Source organism: Pseudoalteromonas sp. APC 3893 (assembly GCF_030408095.1).
Taxonomy (GTDB): domain Bacteria; phylum Pseudomonadota; class Gammaproteobacteria; order Enterobacterales; family Alteromonadaceae; genus Pseudoalteromonas.
Genome location: NZ_JASDCD010000010.1, coordinates 1 through 17,303, shown reverse-complemented (window position 1 = coordinate 17,303; position 17,303 = coordinate 1). Strand labels below are relative to the sequence as shown.

Genomic DNA, 17,303 nt, shown 5'->3' with positions numbered 1-17,303 from the left:
GTGCATAAGCTGCTTCCTTTGTAGTTATACTTGAGCGCGATTTCCGTGATCTTCTAACCATTGACGTCTGTCTGAAGAGCGCTTTTTAGCAAGCAACATATCCATCATTTCGAGAGTGTGTTGCTCTTCGTCTAATGTAAGCTGCACTAAGCGACGCGTATTCGGATCCATAGTGGTTTCACGCAATTGCAGCGGGTTCATTTCGCCCAGGCCTTTAAAGCGTTGCACGTTAACTTTACCGCGTTTTTTCTCCGCTTCTATGCGCGCTAAGATACCCGATTTTTCATCTTCATCCAGTGCATAGTAAACCTCTTTACCAATATCAATGCGAAATAGAGGCGGCATAGCCACATATACATGACCTTGCTTAACTAACTCAGGAAAGTGACGAACAAAGAGTGCGCAGAGTAAAGTTGCAATGTGTAACCCATCAGAGTCAGCATCCGCTAAAATACATATTTTATTATATCGCAGTGCTGATAAGTCTTTTGAATCAGGGTCCATTCCTAATGCAACCGATATATCATGCACTTCTTGTGAAGCTAATATTTGGCCTGACTCTACTTCCCACGTATTTAAAATTTTACCACGCAGCGGCATAATTGCTTGAAACTCTCGATCTCGAGCTTGCTTGGCAGAGCCACCAGCAGAATCACCCTCAACTAAAAACAATTCAGTGCGATCATTATCGGCCGCACTGCAGTCCGTTAATTTACCTGGTAATGCAGGGCCTGCCGTCACGCGTTTACGAACAACTTTTTTAGCAGCACGAAGACGACGCTGAGCATTTGAAATACATAACTCAGATAAAAGCTCAGCAATATCAGTGTGCTCGTTGAGCCACAAACTAAATGCATCTTTCACCACCCCTGATACAAACGCTGAGCAAGAGCGCGATGAAAGCTTTTCTTTCGTTTGGCCTGCAAATTGAGGATCTTGCATTTTAACTGACAAGACATAACTACAACGCTCCCAGATATCGTCAGGAGTCAGTTTAACGCCTCGTGGAAGCAGGTTTCTAAATTCACAAAACTCACGCATTGCTTCTAATAAGCCTTGGCGCAAGCCATTTACATGCGTACCACCTTGCGCAGTCGGAATTAAGTTTACATAACTTTCTGCAATTGACTCTCCGCCTTCAGGTAGCCATACAACAGCCCAATCAGCCCCTTCTGTGGAGCTGGAAAATTCCCCTGTAAACGGTTCTTTTGGTAAGACTTCATAGCCCTTTACAGCTTCATTTAAGTAATCACGTAAGCCCGTTTCGTAATACCACTCTTGAGTTTCTTTAGTTTGCTTGTTAATAAACTTAATGCGTAAACCGGGGCATAATACAGCTTTGGCTTTAAGTAAATGATGTAATTTAGTCAGTGAAAAGTTAGCAGAATCAAAGTAGCTGGCATCAGGCCAAAAACGCACCGTCGTACCCGTATTACGCTTACCCACAGTGCCAATAACGTTTAAGTCTTCAACTTTGTCGCCATTTTCAAACGCCATCATAAATTGCTGCGCATCACGACGTACTTGCACTTCAACACGAGTAGATAGTGCATTAACAACCGAAATACCTACACCATGTAAACCACCTGAAAATTGATAGTTTTTATTTGAGAATTTACCACCGGCATGCAATTTGGTAAAAATCAGCTCGACCCCAGGAATACCCTCTTCAGGATGAATATCTATTGGCATACCACGGCCATCGTCACTCACCTCTAACGAGTTGTCCTCATGTAGAATGACGTCGATTTTACTCGCGTGCCCAGCCATTGCTTCATCGACACTATTATCGATCACCTCTTGGCCTAAATGATTAGGGCGCGTGGTATCTGTGTACATACCTGGACGGCGTTTTACGGGTTCTAAACCATTTAAGACTTCAATGGCTTCGGCGTTATAATTTTGCTGACTCATAGTTTTTATCTTTTTATGCGCTTAGCTATGTTTTACGTGATTTTAAGAAAATCCACAATACTTACAAAGGTGCTCTCAATGTTTTGAAAACTGTGATCGCCACCAAACTCAATATGTTGTTTACACTGTGAATAATAATTAACTGCCTGTTCAAAGCCGAGTACTTCATCGCCCGTTTGCTGTAATAAATACAGTAATGATGGGTAAGTTAGCGGTGTTATGAACAGTGATTTTAACGCACTAATATGGCTTTTATTTAGCTCGTAGTGGGTATCCTGATAAGGGTTATAATTAGGCCCTAAAAATGAACTCAATAATAAAAAAGGCTCAACCGCAGGATTAATGACCACTGCACGAAGCTGATATTTTTGCGATAAATACGTGGCATAAAAACCACCTAAAGAACTACCAACTAAAACTGTCTCTGGCGTTAGTAGTTGCTCTAATTGAATAATGGCATGTAAAGGCTCATGGTTTAAGCGCGGCACAAAATATTCAACGTCATAGTTTGCCATATACTCGCCAAAGCGCACAGCTTTATATGATTTTTCGCTACTATTAAAGCCATGAATATAAATTACACGTTTAACCATACCAATTCCGTGTCGCAGGTCAAATTTCCACTCTCTGCACTCATAGATAGAGTAATAAGCCTATAAGCTGCACCTTGATTTTGTTGTTGCCAATCAGGTGTGTTTTTTAAAAATTGTACAGAGCTTGCAGGGGTTGAAACCACTTTCATATCCCTGTAATCAAACTCATAATTGTTATGTACATGACCATGAAACAACCAGTTTACATAATTGCTGTTATTGAGCCTATTTAGCAATTGCGGGCCATTTTCTAGCATGTGCTTATCCAAATAACCATTTATTGGTAATGGGTTATGATGGCAAAAAACAACACTCGGCAATTTTTTTTGCTCTAAACAGTCTACCACTTCTGTTAGGTGAGCATCAGTTACCCATCCGGCAGGTGTTGCTCCTTTTGAATTAAGTAGAAGTACAGCAAAGCTATTAGTGATTAGTCGCTTCGCATTTGAGATTTGCTTATTAGCCAGAGATGTTAATAAATTTAGCTCATCATGATTCCCCGGCAACCAAAAAACAGGACAAGTTAATGGTGACTCTGCTATTAATTGAGCAAATAATGAATATGACTCTACGCTGTGATCTTGGGTTAAATCGCCGCCAAATACCACTGCATCTAAGTTTTTCGTCGCCATGTGTGTTAAACAAGCGAGGAAGTGGTCGGCAGTGTTGACTCCAAAATATTCGCCATGACGACTGGCGAACAAATGACTATCTGTAACATGAGCCAGCTTTAATACTTCACGATTAAACTGAACACTTTGTTCAAACCAAGCCATTATTAACGTCCCAATTAAGCACTGCACGGCAACTATCAATACAGGCCACTAGCCAATCGTATAAAAAAGCATTGAGTTGATATTTTTCATCTTTTTGATGCATTAAAGGATTCGGGTAGCCATATGATGGCTTAATTCTTTGATGATAATCGTGATGAACAATCTCAGCAACTTTCGCATCATGGTACAAACGCACAGTTAAAAATAACGGCGTCATGCCTTGAATAACACCAGATAACTGAGTTATTGAAATATCCATGGTGTACTTGGCACAGCCATCAACGTTAATTTCAAACTGATGCTCACCTAATTGAACGCGGCGTGTTTGACCAACCTCTTTACTTAGCGGTAACAGCTTTAAAGCGCGCAGGTAATTATGCTCACACAAAGTAAGGTATTTAGGTAAGCTTTGGATATATCGTTGTTTCACTGCTGTTGCTGTCAAGTTACCGCCATAAAGTTAAGAGTTAAAAGTAGTCTACTTACTTATTATACGCTCGCGATTGAGCGCTAACCACTGCAAAGATATCACCGTTGCCGCATTATCTATTTCACCACTGCTTAGACGCGCTAAGGCCTCGTCAAAATCTATCACATGTGTCTTAATATCTTCCCCTTCTGTCTCAAGACCAAAAACACCGCTAGTATGTTGGCTTAAATCTACGATGGCTAAATAAAGATAAAGACGCTCAGTGGTGCCACCAGGGCTTGATAAGTACGATAACATATACTCAAGTTGCTGCAATTGAAGGCCAGCTTCTTCAAAGGCTTCGCGTTTAACAACGGCTTCATAATCAATGTTGCCATCAGTCATACCAGCTATACACTCTAAAAGCCAAGGCGACTCTTTACTACGCATAGCACCAATGCGTATCTGCTCTATAAGCAATATTTTATTAGTAAGGGGATCATAAGGAAGCACAGCAACAGCATCACCACGCTCAAGAATTTCACGCTTAATGGTTTGTGACTTACCTCCGGCAAATAAAGCATGTTCAAATTGATAAAGGTTAATTTTAAAAAAGCCACTGTATAAGTTTTCGATTGGCGCAACGTCAACATCATTATTGGTAAATTGAGTAATCGCTTTATTAGTCATTTATTTCCTTAATCGGTTTCTTAACTCAAAAATTTTGCGGTTTATTATATTCTGTTACACTTGTTTGCGCTGTTTTACACAAATTTTTTTTAGTTATTTGACAAAACAGGTTACCATGCTTTTAGTACGCAAACTGTCTAAGGACTGAACAACTAATGAAAAAGAACATTCTTGCTGCGCTGATCGGCTTATCATGCGCATTGACTGCTACAGCTTCAAATGCTGAAGATTTATTACAAGTATACGAAATTGCCACTGCAAATGATCCAACGGTTTTAAAAGCTAAAGCACAAGCCGATGCACAATCTTATAACAGTGATAAAGCTTTAAGCGCCTTACTACCGCAAATTGGCTTTTCAATGGGCTATGATAAGACAGATAGCACAACATATGAAGGTACTGACCCATTAGGCTATGCAAAAATAGACGGTGATACTGATACATTCAGCCGTGGACTGAGTTTAAATCAAACACTTTTTGACCTAGGTGCATGGAATTCTTTAGATATCGCCGACAAACAAGCTTTACAAGCTTCTGCACAATATGATTTTGCACAGCAAGATTTAATAGTTCGTGTTGCGGATGGCTATTTTAATGTATTAAGTGCCATCGACAATCTTGAATTTGTACAGTCAGAAAAACGTGCAATCGAGCGTCAACTTGAGCAAACTAAACAACGCTATGCTGTTGGCCTTACAGCTATCACTGATGTTCACGAAGCACAAGCACAATATGATAACTCAGTTGCACAAGAGATTGTGGCTAAAAACGGCGTTGAAACTGCTCGAGAGCAACTTCGTGAAATCACTGGTAAATATCATGCCAAATTAGACACGCTAGATACCCAAACATTTTCGACAGTAAAGCCAAACAAACAATCAACTGACTATGTAAAATTGGCTGAGCAAAAGAACTTAAATTTACAAGTTGCAAAAGTAACGGTCGATATTGCTAAAGATCAAATTGATTTAGCGCAATCTGGGCATTATCCAAAACTAACCCTAAATGCTACTTATGGGGATTCATTAACCGATTATAATAGCAACACCATGAAACCTCGTGGTGATAGCGCAACGGTTGGTCTTGATTTTACTGTGCCGATTTATTCTGGTGGTGCAACAACTGCAGCAACAGAGCAAGCCCGTGCATTTTACGTTGCTGCCAGTGAAGACTTAGAAGCATCATTGCGTGGTGTAACTCGCTCTGTTATTACATCTTATAATCAAGTTGTGTCTGACATTGCTACCTTTAAAGCACTTGAGCAAGCTGTTGTTTCAGCAGAAAGTGCATTAAAAGCCACCGAAGCCGGGTTTGAAGTGGGTACTCGTACCATTGTAGATGTACTCATTAGCACGCAAAATCTTTACAATGCAAAGAGTAACCTAGCCAATGTACGTTACCGCTATGTGGTTTCTACATTACGCTTAAAGCAAGCCGCTGGTACCCTTACCAGTGAAGACTTAATTGCTATTAATCAGGGATTAAAAGCTATTTAAGCAATTAATTCCATCGCTTTTTAACTATCAAGCCAGCTTAATGCTGGCTTTTTTGTGTTTTTAAACACATACAGTTAAACTACTTCTTTTATTTTCTGAGATGTTTTTTTGTGGTTAATTCCTCTGCTTTCAAGCTGTCTTTTTTAGGTCCTCGCTATTGGTTAACTTGGGTTGGCGTATTTTTTCTTTATTTGATCTCATGGCTTCCTCATAAACTACAATTACTAATGGGTAAATATTTAGGGCGTTTAGTACACCGCTTTATGAAGAAGCGCCGACACATTGCTGAAGTAAATATCAAACTGTGTTTTCCTGATATGCCTGAACACGAACAACAACAACTAGTGCTAGAAAATATGGAGAATACTGGCATCGCCATGATGGAAACAGGTATGGCATGGTGGTGGCCACAATGGCGAGTAAATAAAGTATTCGGCTCAATTAAAGGACTAGAACACCTAGAAAAAATTAATCAATCAGGCAAAGGCGCTTTGTTGTTAGTCCCCCACATTCTACACTTAGAAATGGCCAGCCGAGTGATGGGAATAAACTGTCAAGGTGTTGGCTTTTATCGCCCGCACAATAATCCGTTAATGGAATATTTTACAACTAATGGTCGTTTACGCTCTAATGAGTTTTTAATTGGCAAACGTGACGTTAAAGGGCTACTACAAGCGCTTAAAAACAAAAAAGTGTGTTACTACTTACCAGATCAAGACTATGGCCGAAAGCGCTGTGAGTTTGCCCCTTTTTTCGCAGTAGCTGAGGCGGCAACAACAACAGGAACGCTATTATTCGCGGCGAGTAAACATTGTGAGGTCGTCAGTTTTGCTAGCCAGCGTGACAAAGACGGTAAGTATCACCTAGAAATATTCCCATTGCTTGAAAACTTCCCAAGTGGCGATGACAAACAAGATGTAACACGAGTGAATCAACGCATGGAACAGGCTGTAACAATAGCACCAGAGCAATACATGTGGCTACACAGACGTTTTAAAACTCGCCCTGACGAAAACGCGCCTTCTTACTATAAGTAGAAGATGACTTTCGTGGTTTAATATGATTTTATGAACAAACACAAAAACAAGAGTATGAGTTATGTGGTTTTGGGTTAAGCATTTATCACTAGCAGTTATATTAATTATAGCCGCCATTTATTTTTTATTTGGTCATGGCCCCGTTATGGACATGAAAGAAACAAAAAATGCTGCTGCGCAAGGGTTATCGCGGTTTTATTCGGCGTTGCGTAATCAAGTAAATAAAAATAATGAACGAGATAAATATGTTTTAAAACTACCAAAACCTGAGTTAAATATTGATGCAGCATTAATAGAGCGAGCTCGTGTTGTCGAGCCATCATCTCCAAATTGGACGGGTGAGTTCACAGCAAGACGTTTTGAAAATGGGTCGACTCTTAAAAAAGTGATGTCGCAATACGCACGCAATGAAGATATCGTGCTCTATTGGTATTTAAGCAAAGACTACGTCGTTAAAGATCATTTTCGAGTAGATAGTAATTTCAACTCGACTTTATACCAAGTTGGCCGTGCTATAAATGATGATTTTGAAAACGAGGTATACACCTTCTTTTGCTTTAAACAAAGGGCAGCAGTGATTACTGAGCTCCCTTCTGAATATGTAAGAGAAAACTGCCGACGCTTAAAAAGTTAGTGTTTATCTGAATGAGAGCAAGTGAATACTTACACTCGCTCAGACTTCTAAATTCACGGCTATTTAATTAGTTCAAAAATTTCCTGCCAAGCTTTTACTACTAAATTAATATGCTCACTAAGCTCTTCACGGCTAACACAACGCCCTTGCTGATCCAAACTTAGCACATGATAGCGAGAGCGATATTCAATGTAGGCTGCAATTAGCCCTTGTTTCAACGGTGTATCAATACAACCTAATCGAGCTGCGTCAGTCAGAATTCTCACATTATCTGAAAAAGTCGTTAACTGAGAAAATGTATGCGCGTTTTTTAGCACCAGGTACTGGGTTATAAACTCAATATCAGCCATACCACCAGCATCTTGTTTTAAATCAAACTCCTTGTCGTTGCCTTTAGCTAAGTGACTGCGCATCTTCTCACGCATCTTGATGACATCATCTTTTAACACGGCATTATCACGCTGCTGCGACAGTATTTCTAAGCGGATTTGCTCAAACCTTTGTTGCAGTTCTTCTTGCCCTAAAATCATTCTTGAGCGTACTAGCGCTTGGTGCTCCCAAGTCCAAGCTTGCGTTAATTGATAATGATGGAAACTTTCCAAGTTAATAGCCATCAACCCTGAGGCTCCTTCAGGCCTTAGACGTGTATCGAGCTCATATAAAATACCTGAAGCCGTACGCGTATTAAATAAATGCATCAAGCGCTGCGCGAGTTTTAAATAAAACTGCCTAGAGGATATACTTTTTTCGCCATTTGTCTGGCTTGTACCATCGTGGTTATGTACAAATACCAAATCTAAATCCGAATCATAACCAACTTCAAAACCTCCTGTTTTACCATATGCTATAACACCAAACCCTTTATTTTCATCATCTGTGTTGGGCGGAATACCAAAACGCGTGGCCATTTGCTGCCAAGCTATGTTTACGGCTTGGTCAACAATCGCTTCAGCAAGCGCTGTTAAGTGATCGCTAACCTTCATTACATCCAACACGCCTGTCGCATCAGCTGCGGCTATACGTAACTGATGGGTTTGCTTAAATTGGCGTAACGCCTCCATTTGCTGCTCTAAATCGTCACTATCTATACGTAAAAAATATTGTCGTACTTCATCTTTATAAGCCGTCAATGGCGTGGGTTTGTAAAGTACAGCAGGGTCAATCAATTCATCAAGTAAGATAGGATAACGAGAAATATGCTCACCAATCCATTTACTGTGGCAACACAAGGTTACAAGCTGTTTGAGCGCACCAGGGTTCTCATACAACAGCTCGAGGTATGCAGTACGCGAAATGACTTTATTCAGCACTTGACTAATCATACTAAACACCGCGTCTGATGCATTGCACTGAGTTAACTGCTTTAGCAGCAATGGCATTAATTTATCGAGAATATCACGACCTCGTAAACCTATCTTTGCTTTAGCTGATCGCTCCCTAAAGTCACTCAAAGGCTGTTGCCAACTGTCATCTGCCTCTGACAGTAAACTTACATCATTATGCTCCCATGCACTTACAAAGGCACTTTCACAAGGATCATCAGGCTCACTGTCATAACCAATGACTAATTCAAACTCACTATGTACCGCAGCCATAATGTTATTTATTTCATCGAGTGTGTGACTAAAATCAATGTGCCCTAGTAAAAAATTTAGACGCAGCTGATTAAGTTCATCATCTGGTAATGTTTGTGTTTGTTGATCATCAAAGATTTGTAGGTACTGTTCAACTTTACGTAAAAACAAGTAATTACTTTGTAGGAGTTTAGCTTCGTCTGAAGCTATTACATTGGTTGCACTTAGCTCTGTAAGGGCTTTAAGCAGTGATTGCGTTTGTAAATTAGCCTCACGTCCACCGCGAACCATTTGTAATGCCTGTACCACAAATTCAACTTCACGTATGCCACCCGCACCAAGCTTAATATTATTGGTTAAGCGTTTACGCCTAACCTCTTGAGCAATCATTTGCTTCATTTTACGCAGTGATTCTATCACTGAAAAGTCAATATAACGCCTATACACAAAAGGCTTTAATAACTGGTAAAATTCATCGCTGTATTGAGTTTGCTCACCAATTAAACGACCTTTTAGCATGGCATAGCGTTCCCACTCTCGCCCTTGCTCTTGATAATAATCTTCTATTGCATTAAAACTCATCACTAACGGGCCGCTTTCACCAAAAGGACGAAGTCGCATATCGACTCTAAATACCTGCCCATCAGCTGTATTTTGGTTCAATGACGCAATCAATTTTTGTGCAACTTTAGTATAAAAAACTTGCGCTTCGAGTGAGCGTCGACCGCCTTGTGTTTTTACACTTTGCGGATAAGCAAATATCAAATCGATATCAGAGGAATAATTAAGCTCTTTTCCCCCTAGCTTGCCCATCCCTAAAACCAACATTTGCATAGCGTTGCCCTGCTCATCCACAGGCTCACCATTAACTTTAGCTACTTGTGCAAAAGCCCAACGATTTGCACCATCGATTAAGCTGTCTGCCAACATAGAAATATAGCGAATACTATCTGCTATATCGTTATCACAACACATATCCAAGAACGCCACTTTGAGCCAGTAGCGCTCTCTGTACTGGCGTAGTATTTTATAGCCTACAACTTCATCTATATTACTAAGCTCATAGCCTAAAAAAGGGCAAGGGCAGTCCCGCAGCAACATGTCACGCTCTGAAAGCAACATATCAATAAGCTCAGGTTGAGACTCTAAACAACGCCAAGCAAATTCACTCAAGCCAAGTAGCTTGATAATTTTCTCGTTTACTGGACGCTCAGCATATAGTTCTACAAAGCGTTCCGTACCAAGGGTCTGTATTTGTGTGGGGAGTTGTTGGCTCATTAAATACTCTCTTTTATATCAGCAGTAATCATACTAGAATGAAATTATTAATTGTTATCTAGGTTCAACATGTCATATTTGTCTTTATCTAACACTAGTTTACTCGCGATTGCCATTTGTTTTGCGGTTATTTGTTTAACCGTAATAGGCTTACGAGGACTAAACCACTTCAAGGCAAAGCAAGCTTTGAAAGAAGAACTTGCCCAACATGACAACTTTGCTATGGGTATTAGTTTTGCTTCAGAGATAAGTGTAGTCGTTGCAACCATTGCCTATTTGTTTGAGGAAATTAGCATCAGCGCAGCACAATCAAACCCCTTAAAGGTTATTACATTAATTGTACTTTTATTTAGCTTCATTAAAATCGGTCATTTAATTCATCGTAAATGGATTTTGCATCGATTTAATGAAGAAGCAGCTATTTTAAAACAAAACGTATGTGCAGCTTTGGTTGATTCTGGCATGTTAATCGCAAACTGTATTATTACCTTAGGCCTTTATAACTGGTCACATACTCAGGGGTTTAGTAGCTTATTAATCGCATTTGTTAGCTTCTTTTTATTGCAGGGAATTTTTGCTTTAGATAGTAAATTACGCGAATATCGATTTGCTAGAGCAAATCAAGGTGCCTCACTACAAAGTAACTTCAATCTAGAAAATACTTCCATAGGCATACGTTATGCGGGAAAATCTATTGGTTTAGCGTTAGCGATTTATGCAGGGCTGGCAAGCGCAATTTTCCATAACGGAAAAATGGTAGAGAATATCTTCACATTAGCTTTACATTGCGGCACGATGTGGTTATTACTGTATATACTAACGGCCATTATTAAGTTCATTTCTTTACCCAATATTGATACTGCACTTGAGATTGACCATCAAGATAACATTGGTATTGCCTGTATCGAATTTGCTGTTTTCAGCGTTATAGGCTATTTACTTATTAGTATGTTTTCAATTTAGCTATTGAAAATACCAACATGTGGGGCCCCATGCCGTTTAAAGTAGATAATTACTTGTTGATCGATAATGACAGTGAATTTAGCCGACAATTCACTGAACACTATTTTGGTCAAGCTAGCACCAGCACCCCTAGCACTTTAGTAGTTGCTGGTATAAATACCCGCCAGCTCGTAAAATTGATGTTTGATGAGCTTATCAAAGATTATTGTTACTGTGATTTTAATAATGAAATTAGCGTGTCAGAGCTGGCAAGCTACTTACACGAACATCACGATATTGTAGGCGTTTTATTTAATCAAACCGATTATTTACTTGCAGATGACAATCAACGTTTTATCTTCAACTCACTGCACAATGTACGATTTTTAGTGAGTGAGGTTGAACACGGCTATCATTTTGAACCGGTCACCGAACAAGCACACAGTAACCACTTATCCTGTCAAGATGATATTGCAGAAACACCTCTAGATTTAGACGCCTTAAATGAAAAAATAAACAGTTAAAGTTTAGTTCTGCTAATAATATTTGCACCAAAGAGCAGCGTTACATACCATAAGCTACATTAGCTATTTATCTTAAGGTCATCATGCGCGTTCCTCATATATATCAAGCAAGCGAAATCGCACTTTCAACCCCCGTTCATTTAAACGATGATGCAGCAGGTCATATTGGTCGAGTGTTACGTATGAAGGTGGGTGAACAAATATCATTATTTAACGGCCAAGGCGGTGAATACTTGTGTGAACTCATCGAAGTTGGCAAAAAGTCTGTCGTTGCTATGCCACTTGAATTTAACGACATAGACGTTGAATCACCATTGAGTATTCATTTAGGTCAAGGTATATCTCGCGGCGATAAAATGGACTTTACCATTCAAAAGTCTGTTGAATTAGGTATTACAGAGATCACCCCTATTTTTAGTAAACGTTGTGGTGTGAAACTCAGTGCTGAGCGTTTAGCAAAGAAACACCAACAATGGCAAAAAATAGCTATTTCTGCAGCAGAGCAATCAGGTCGTAACCGTATTACCACCATCCACCCCCCTATTGATATAAATGAGTGGCTAAAACAAAGCAGTGATGAAATAAAGCTGACTCTGCACCCACGTGCCGAACATTCGATTAAGACAATCACAGTACCAAAAAGTGGTGTTCGCTTTTTAGTTGGCCCTGAAGGTGGCTTTACTGATGAAGAAATAGCACAAACCAAACAGCAAGGTTTTACAGATATTCGCATTGGCCCACGAGTTTTACGAACTGAAACCGCCGCTTTAACGGTCTTAAGTGCATTACAACTACAGTTTGGTGATTTAGCTAATTGAAATTACTAAAAGCACCCTCATATCTATTGCAACATATTTAGTAAGGCAACGACATGGCAATTAAGTTAGGTATAATTTCAGATCCAATCAGCGGGTTTAACATTAAAAAAGACACAGGCTTTGCAATGATGATGCAAGCTCAAAGTCGTGGCTATGAAATTTATTACATGGAAATGGATGATTTATCTCTACGCAAAGGTAAAGCTTTTGCAACAGCAGCTAAAGCACAAGTATTTGATAATGAAAGCCACTGGTATGAACTTGAAGAAAAAGCCACCATTGCCCTTGCTGATTTAGACGTTATTTTAATGCGTAAAGATCCGCCGTTTGATACTGAATATATTTATGCAACCTATATTCTGGAACGTGCTGAACTTGAAGGGACATTAATCGTCAATAAACCACAAAGCTTACGTGATGCTAACGAAAAGCTCTTTACCGCATGGTTCAGTGAACATACTCCAGATACCTTAGTAACTAGGGATAAGCATCAAATTAGAGCATTTTTAGCTGAGCATAAAGATATTATCCTCAAGCCTTTAGATGGTATGGGTGGCGCATCTATTTTTAGAGTGACAGAAAATGATGCCAATATAGGCGTCATTTGCGAAACTTTGACGGAGCATGGTAGCCGCTTTGCGATGGCGCAAAATTACATCCCTGAAATCAAACAAGGCGACAAGCGCGTACTGGTTGTTGATGGTGAGGTGATCCCCTATTGTTTAGCGCGTATTCCACAAAATGGTGAAACCCGTGGCAATCTAGCTGCTGGCGGTCGTGGTGAAGCTCGTCCTATTAGTGAGTCAGACCTTAAAATAGCCCAAGCAGTGGCACCAACATTAAAAGCAAAGGGCTTGGTTTTTGTTGGGCTTGATATTATTGGCGATAAGCTAACCGAGATAAACGTAACAGCCCCTACTTGCGTCAAAGAGATTGAGGCTGCTTATGATATTTCAATTACCGGCATCTTATTTGATGCGATAGAGAGAAAACTAAGCCATACTTAATTTTCAATATAATAAAGGGGTAACGTTATGCAATCATTAGAAAATCACTTTTTAATCGCAATGCCTTCAATGCAAGACCCTTTGTTTAAACGTGCAGTAACGTATATCTGTGAGCACAATGAAGATGGGGCTATGGGGCTGGTTATTAACCAGCCTATTAATATCACTGTAGGTGATTTACTTGATAAAATTGAAATCGATAACGATAAATCAAATCAAGCATCACAAGTCGCCGTGTTTGCTGGCGGGCCTGTAAAAACCGATCGTGGTTTTGTGTTGCACTCACCAAAGCCGGGCTATGCAGCAAGCCAAGAGCTTAGTAGTGAAATAATGATTACGACTTCAAAAGATGTATTAGCAAGCCTAACGACCACGCAAGCACCGGAGCAATTTATTATAACTTTAGGCTATGCTGGGTGGGAGCAAGGTCAACTGGAACAAGAGCTACTTGAAAATTCGTGGCTTATCATCAAAGCGGACCCTGACATTATATTTAACACTCCAGTGGAGCAACGCTGGGAAAAGGCCGTTGAAACGTTAGGTTTTGATATTAGCCAATTAAGCGCTGAAGCAGGTCATGCCTAAACGCAACGCACTTTAAATAGAAGAAACAATGAGCAAAAAACAACTTAAGCCCAAAGGTGAACGTACTGTGATGGGCTTTGATTTTGGCACGACCAGTATTGGTATTGCCATTGGCCAAGAACTGACTGGATCAGCCTCAAGTCTCAGCGCTGTAAAAGCCAAAGATGGCATACCAAACTGGGATTTTATTAAAAAACACGTTGATGAATGGCAGCCAGATCTATTAGTAGTTGGCTTACCACTGAACATGGATGGAACAAATCAAGAAGTCACATTCAAAGCTAAGAAGTTTGCCAACCGCTTACATAATAATTTTGGCCTACCCGTAGAGACCCAAGACGAGCGTTTAACTACAGCTGACGCCAAGGCTCGGTTATTTGAACAAGGTGGTTACAAGAGCTTAGGCAAAGGCAACGTGGATAACATGTCTGCAGTGATTATTTTAGAGAGCTATTTTGAACAAGCTTACGGGTAAGTGGTAGGTTAATAATCACTTGATCGGTCAGCTCAGGAATAAACCCAGCTTGTCGATATGCTCTTTCAATTGCACCTTGGTCGCGCATTATTTGCAAGCCTTTTTGTAACGCAGCAAACGCTCTGTAGCCTTCTGGGTGAAGTTTTGATACCACAAAGTGGCGACTATCATCTAATAATATTAAAACCTTAGGAATTGCTTTTAAGGTGATATTTTCAAGCTCATAATGATTATTAATCGCAGGCATTAAGGGCATCAGCATAAAATCAACCCACTGCATGGAAACCATTCGAACTTGGCTTAACCACTCATCTTCACGAATAAGGTTTTTTAACGGTAGTTGTGCAAGCGTGCGCCAATCTGTTCGCCAGCGTGGAGTGGATACACTGGTTAGTTGATTAAAATCTGATAAATGCTGGATTTTGAAAACTGCTTGATTATCAGGGGCAGTAAAAATGCCAGCGTAGTACTCTCCTTTACGGATCACTGGTTCACTAATTAGCACTTTTTCTTCCAGCAGCTTGGCATCTTGATACCAATAAGTATCAAAGCTAATAAGTAACTCACCTTGCTCAAGCAGCCTAGTGTTTCTAAAATTGACCTTACCAACTTGGTAATCAAAGCGTTTTTTAAACCCACCCAAATGTAATGCCTTCTGGGCAATGATCATATCGACCACATCACGGCGAATGAATTTACCGCTAAAATCGTTAATTTTATCGGGGGTTTCACCGTCTAAAAAACGGACGTAATCATGGTAAACGTCATCCCGTAAATAAATAGGGATGACATCTTGTTGAGAAATAGCAAAAAACGGTGTGCTTAAACTGATAAACAGCAACGCCAAAAAACACCATTTAGGACTACTTTGCATATTACGAACCCTTTTGGTCTAAACCATCTATGGTTACACCTTGTAAAAAGCCAGCTCCCTGCTGTTCGTTATCTCTTAATTTAATCATCAAACGTAAATCATTTGGTGAATCAGCATGGTGCAATGCATCTGCATAGCTTATACGTTGTTGCTTGTATAGCTCAAATAAAGCTTGATCAAAGGTTTGCATCCCCATATCTTTTGACTTAGCCATCGCTTCTTTAATACCGCCAATATCACCTTTTTTAATTAGTTCGCCGATGATTGGTGTATTAAGTAAAATCTCAATTGCAGCAACACGACTATTTCCATCAGCAGTAGGCACTAATTGTTGAGCTATGATTGCCCGTAAATTTAAGGATAAATCATACTTTAGCTTATCGTGCTTTTCTTTTGGCACAAGGTGCATAATTCGGTCGATTGCTTGGTTGGCGTTGTTCGCGTGCAAAGTAGCAACACACAAATGCCCTGTTTCGGCAAAGCTTAGTGCATACTCCATTGTTTCTTGCGAGCGAATTTCACCAATCAATATAACATCTGGCGCTTGGCGTAAGGAACTTTTAAGAGCTGATTCAAAGCTCTCTGTATCAAGTCCTACTTCACGCTGAGTAATAATACTCTTGCGGTGTTCATGTACAAATTCGATCGGATCTTCAATGGTTAATATATGGCCTCGCTGGTTACGGTTACGGTAGCCCAACAGTGCTGCTAATGAAGTTGATTTACCCGTACCAGTACCACCTACAAACAACACTAAACCACGTTTAGCCATTATGACATCGGTCAGAGTTGAAGGTAGGCCTAATTCATTCACATCAGGTATTGTAGTCACAATGCGACGAATGACCATTCCAGCACAGTCGCGCTGCCAAAACGCAGAAACCCTAAAGCGCCCCTCATCAGTAGCAATGGCAAAATTACACTCTTTAGAGTTATGAAATTCGGCTTTTTGCTTTTCACTCATTGCCGATTCAACTAACGCTAAGGATTCCTCATCCGAAATTTTATCGTCTCCCAATGCAATCAATTCGCCATTAATTTTAGCGCTGACCGGTAGCTGACTCGAAACAAACAAATCAGAAGCTTGCTTGTTTATCATCAGTTGTAAAAAATAGTTAAGAGAATGAGTCATTATATTTCTTATCCTTCGGTCTAGCCGCCAAAATTAGTTTTATCTTGCGCTTTAGCGCGTGCTTCTGCGTTAGAAACCACACCGTGATTCACTAAATTAATCAAACATTGATCCATCGTTTGCATGCCATGAGACGAACCCGTTTGAATAGATGAATACATTTGCGCAATTTTATCTTCACGAATTAAGTTACGAATAGCAGGGACGCCAATCATAATTTCGTGGGCTGCAACTCGCCCACCGCCAACTTTTTTCAACAATGTTTGCGAAATAACCGCACGCAGTGATTCAGAGAGCATTGAACGTACCATGTCTTTTTCTTCACCTGGGAACACATCAATAATACGGTCAATGGTTTTAGGTGCCGAGGTGGTGTGCAGTGTACCAAAAACTAAGTGCCCTGTTTCAGCCGCCGTCATATACCCATCACACCTCAAGATGCAGAATTTAACACCTGAAAATTGTCGTTAATTCTGCTCGCCAAAATATCGCCTAAATTAGGAAGTGTTTGACTAAAAAACTCATCGATTTTATCTCTAAATTCT

General features: G+C 40.0%; 17 protein-coding genes and 2 pseudogenes. 9 read left to right on the top strand and 10 right to left on the bottom strand.

Annotated features, from left to right (window positions below; all coding sequences use genetic code 11):
- Positions 1-24: 24 nt before the first annotated feature.
- Genes parE through QMA12_RS12390 form a run of 5 tightly spaced genes read right to left on the bottom strand, consistent with a single transcriptional unit; the run spans position 25 to position 4,382 of the window.
- Positions 25-1,914: a DNA topoisomerase IV subunit B gene (gene parE, locus QMA12_RS12410; RefSeq protein ID WP_290209277.1), complete on the bottom strand. Its 1,890-nt coding sequence runs from the start codon at positions 1,912-1,914 to the stop codon at positions 25-27.
- A gap of 32 nt (positions 1,915-1,946) precedes the next feature.
- Positions 1,947-2,507 carry a YqiA/YcfP family alpha/beta fold hydrolase gene (locus tag QMA12_RS12405; protein WP_087532874.1) on the bottom strand — a complete coding sequence of 187 codons (561 nt, stop codon included), beginning with the start codon at positions 2,505-2,507 and terminating at the stop codon, positions 1,947-1,949.
- Entirely contained in the window at positions 2,492-3,283 is a 792-nt protein-coding gene (locus QMA12_RS12400; RefSeq protein WP_087532873.1) for a metallophosphoesterase, read from the bottom strand. Before QMA12_RS12400 ends, QMA12_RS12405 begins: the two co-directional genes overlap by 16 nt.
- Positions 3,270-3,728 carry a DUF1249 domain-containing protein gene (locus QMA12_RS12395; protein ID WP_290209276.1) on the bottom strand — a complete coding sequence of 153 codons (459 nt, stop codon included), beginning with the start codon at positions 3,726-3,728 and terminating at the stop codon, positions 3,270-3,272. The genes QMA12_RS12400 and QMA12_RS12395 overlap by 14 nt, the downstream gene beginning before the upstream one ends.
- A 33-nt stretch (positions 3,729-3,761) precedes the next feature.
- A complete protein-coding gene (locus tag QMA12_RS12390) occupies positions 3,762-4,382 on the bottom strand; it encodes an NUDIX domain-containing protein (RefSeq protein WP_087532871.1) in 621 nt (206 codons plus the stop codon).
- A 155-nt stretch (positions 4,383-4,537) separates the two neighbouring features.
- Here QMA12_RS12390 and tolC point away from each other — a divergent pair, with 155 nt between their 5' ends.
- The 3 genes from tolC to QMA12_RS12375 all read left to right on the top strand — a co-directional run bounded on the left by tolC (position 4,538) and on the right by QMA12_RS12375 (position 7,549).
- Positions 4,538-5,878: an outer membrane channel protein TolC gene (tolC, locus tag QMA12_RS12385; protein ID WP_087532870.1), complete on the top strand. Its 1,341-nt coding sequence runs from the start codon at positions 4,538-4,540 to the stop codon at positions 5,876-5,878.
- A gap of 110 nt (positions 5,879-5,988) precedes the next feature.
- A complete protein-coding gene (gene lpxL / locus QMA12_RS12380; protein ID WP_087532869.1) occupies positions 5,989-6,915 on the top strand; it encodes an LpxL/LpxP family Kdo(2)-lipid IV(A) lauroyl/palmitoleoyl acyltransferase in 927 nt (308 codons plus the stop codon).
- A gap of 61 nt (positions 6,916-6,976) precedes the next feature.
- Positions 6,977-7,549, top strand: coding sequence for a TcpQ domain-containing protein (locus tag QMA12_RS12375; protein WP_087532868.1), 573 nt, complete (start codon positions 6,977-6,979; stop codon positions 7,547-7,549).
- A gap of 59 nt (positions 7,550-7,608) precedes the next feature.
- Here QMA12_RS12375 and glnE read toward each other — a convergent pair whose 3' ends face one another.
- Complete coding sequence (gene glnE / locus QMA12_RS12370; RefSeq protein ID WP_290209275.1) at positions 7,609-10,401, bottom strand: bifunctional [glutamate--ammonia ligase]-adenylyl-L-tyrosine phosphorylase/[glutamate--ammonia-ligase] adenylyltransferase; 2,793 nt, start codon at positions 10,399-10,401, stop codon at positions 7,609-7,611.
- 69 nt (positions 10,402-10,470) lie between these two features.
- Here glnE and QMA12_RS12365 point away from each other — a divergent pair, with 69 nt between their 5' ends.
- The 6 genes from QMA12_RS12365 to ruvX all read left to right on the top strand — a co-directional run bounded on the left by QMA12_RS12365 (position 10,471) and on the right by ruvX (position 14,752).
- On the top strand, positions 10,471-11,364 hold the full coding sequence (locus QMA12_RS12365; RefSeq protein WP_087532866.1) for a hypothetical protein: 894 nt from the start codon (positions 10,471-10,473) through the stop codon (positions 11,362-11,364).
- A gap of 29 nt (positions 11,365-11,393) precedes the next feature.
- Complete coding sequence (locus QMA12_RS12360; RefSeq protein WP_087532865.1) at positions 11,394-11,867, top strand: hypothetical protein; 474 nt, start codon at positions 11,394-11,396, stop codon at positions 11,865-11,867.
- Positions 11,868-11,950: 83 nt separating this feature from the next.
- Positions 11,951-12,685: a 16S rRNA (uracil(1498)-N(3))-methyltransferase gene (gene rsmE / locus QMA12_RS12355; RefSeq protein ID WP_087532864.1), complete on the top strand. Its 735-nt coding sequence runs from the start codon at positions 11,951-11,953 to the stop codon at positions 12,683-12,685.
- A 53-nt stretch (positions 12,686-12,738) separates the two neighbouring features.
- Positions 12,739-13,692, top strand: a complete 954-nt coding sequence (gene gshB / locus QMA12_RS12350; protein WP_290209274.1) for a glutathione synthase — start codon at positions 12,739-12,741, stop codon at positions 13,690-13,692.
- Positions 13,693-13,719: 27 nt separating this feature from the next.
- A complete protein-coding gene (locus QMA12_RS12345) occupies positions 13,720-14,277 on the top strand; it encodes a YqgE/AlgH family protein (RefSeq protein WP_087532862.1) in 558 nt (185 codons plus the stop codon).
- A 28-nt stretch (positions 14,278-14,305) separates the two neighbouring features.
- Complete coding sequence (gene ruvX, locus QMA12_RS12340; protein WP_087532861.1) at positions 14,306-14,752, top strand: Holliday junction resolvase RuvX; 447 nt, start codon at positions 14,306-14,308, stop codon at positions 14,750-14,752.
- Here ruvX and QMA12_RS12335 read toward each other — a convergent pair.
- The 4 genes and pseudogenes from QMA12_RS12335 to QMA12_RS12320 form a co-directional block, all read right to left on the bottom strand.
- Positions 14,715-15,626 carry a hypothetical protein gene (locus QMA12_RS12335; protein WP_254911193.1) on the bottom strand — a complete coding sequence of 304 codons (912 nt, stop codon included), beginning with the start codon at positions 15,624-15,626 and terminating at the stop codon, positions 14,715-14,717. The genes ruvX and QMA12_RS12335 overlap by 38 nt on opposite strands.
- A gap of 1 nt (position 15,627) precedes the next feature.
- Entirely contained in the window at positions 15,628-16,758 is a 1,131-nt protein-coding gene (locus QMA12_RS12330) for a PilT/PilU family type 4a pilus ATPase (protein ID WP_087532860.1), read from the bottom strand.
- A 20-nt stretch (positions 16,759-16,778) separates the two neighbouring features.
- Positions 16,779-17,177: pseudogene (locus QMA12_RS12325) on the bottom strand (ATPase, T2SS/T4P/T4SS family); the annotation flags it as partial.
- Between the two features lie 14 nt (positions 17,178-17,191).
- A pseudogene (locus QMA12_RS12320) lies at positions 17,192-17,303 on the bottom strand (IS630 family transposase); the annotation flags it as partial.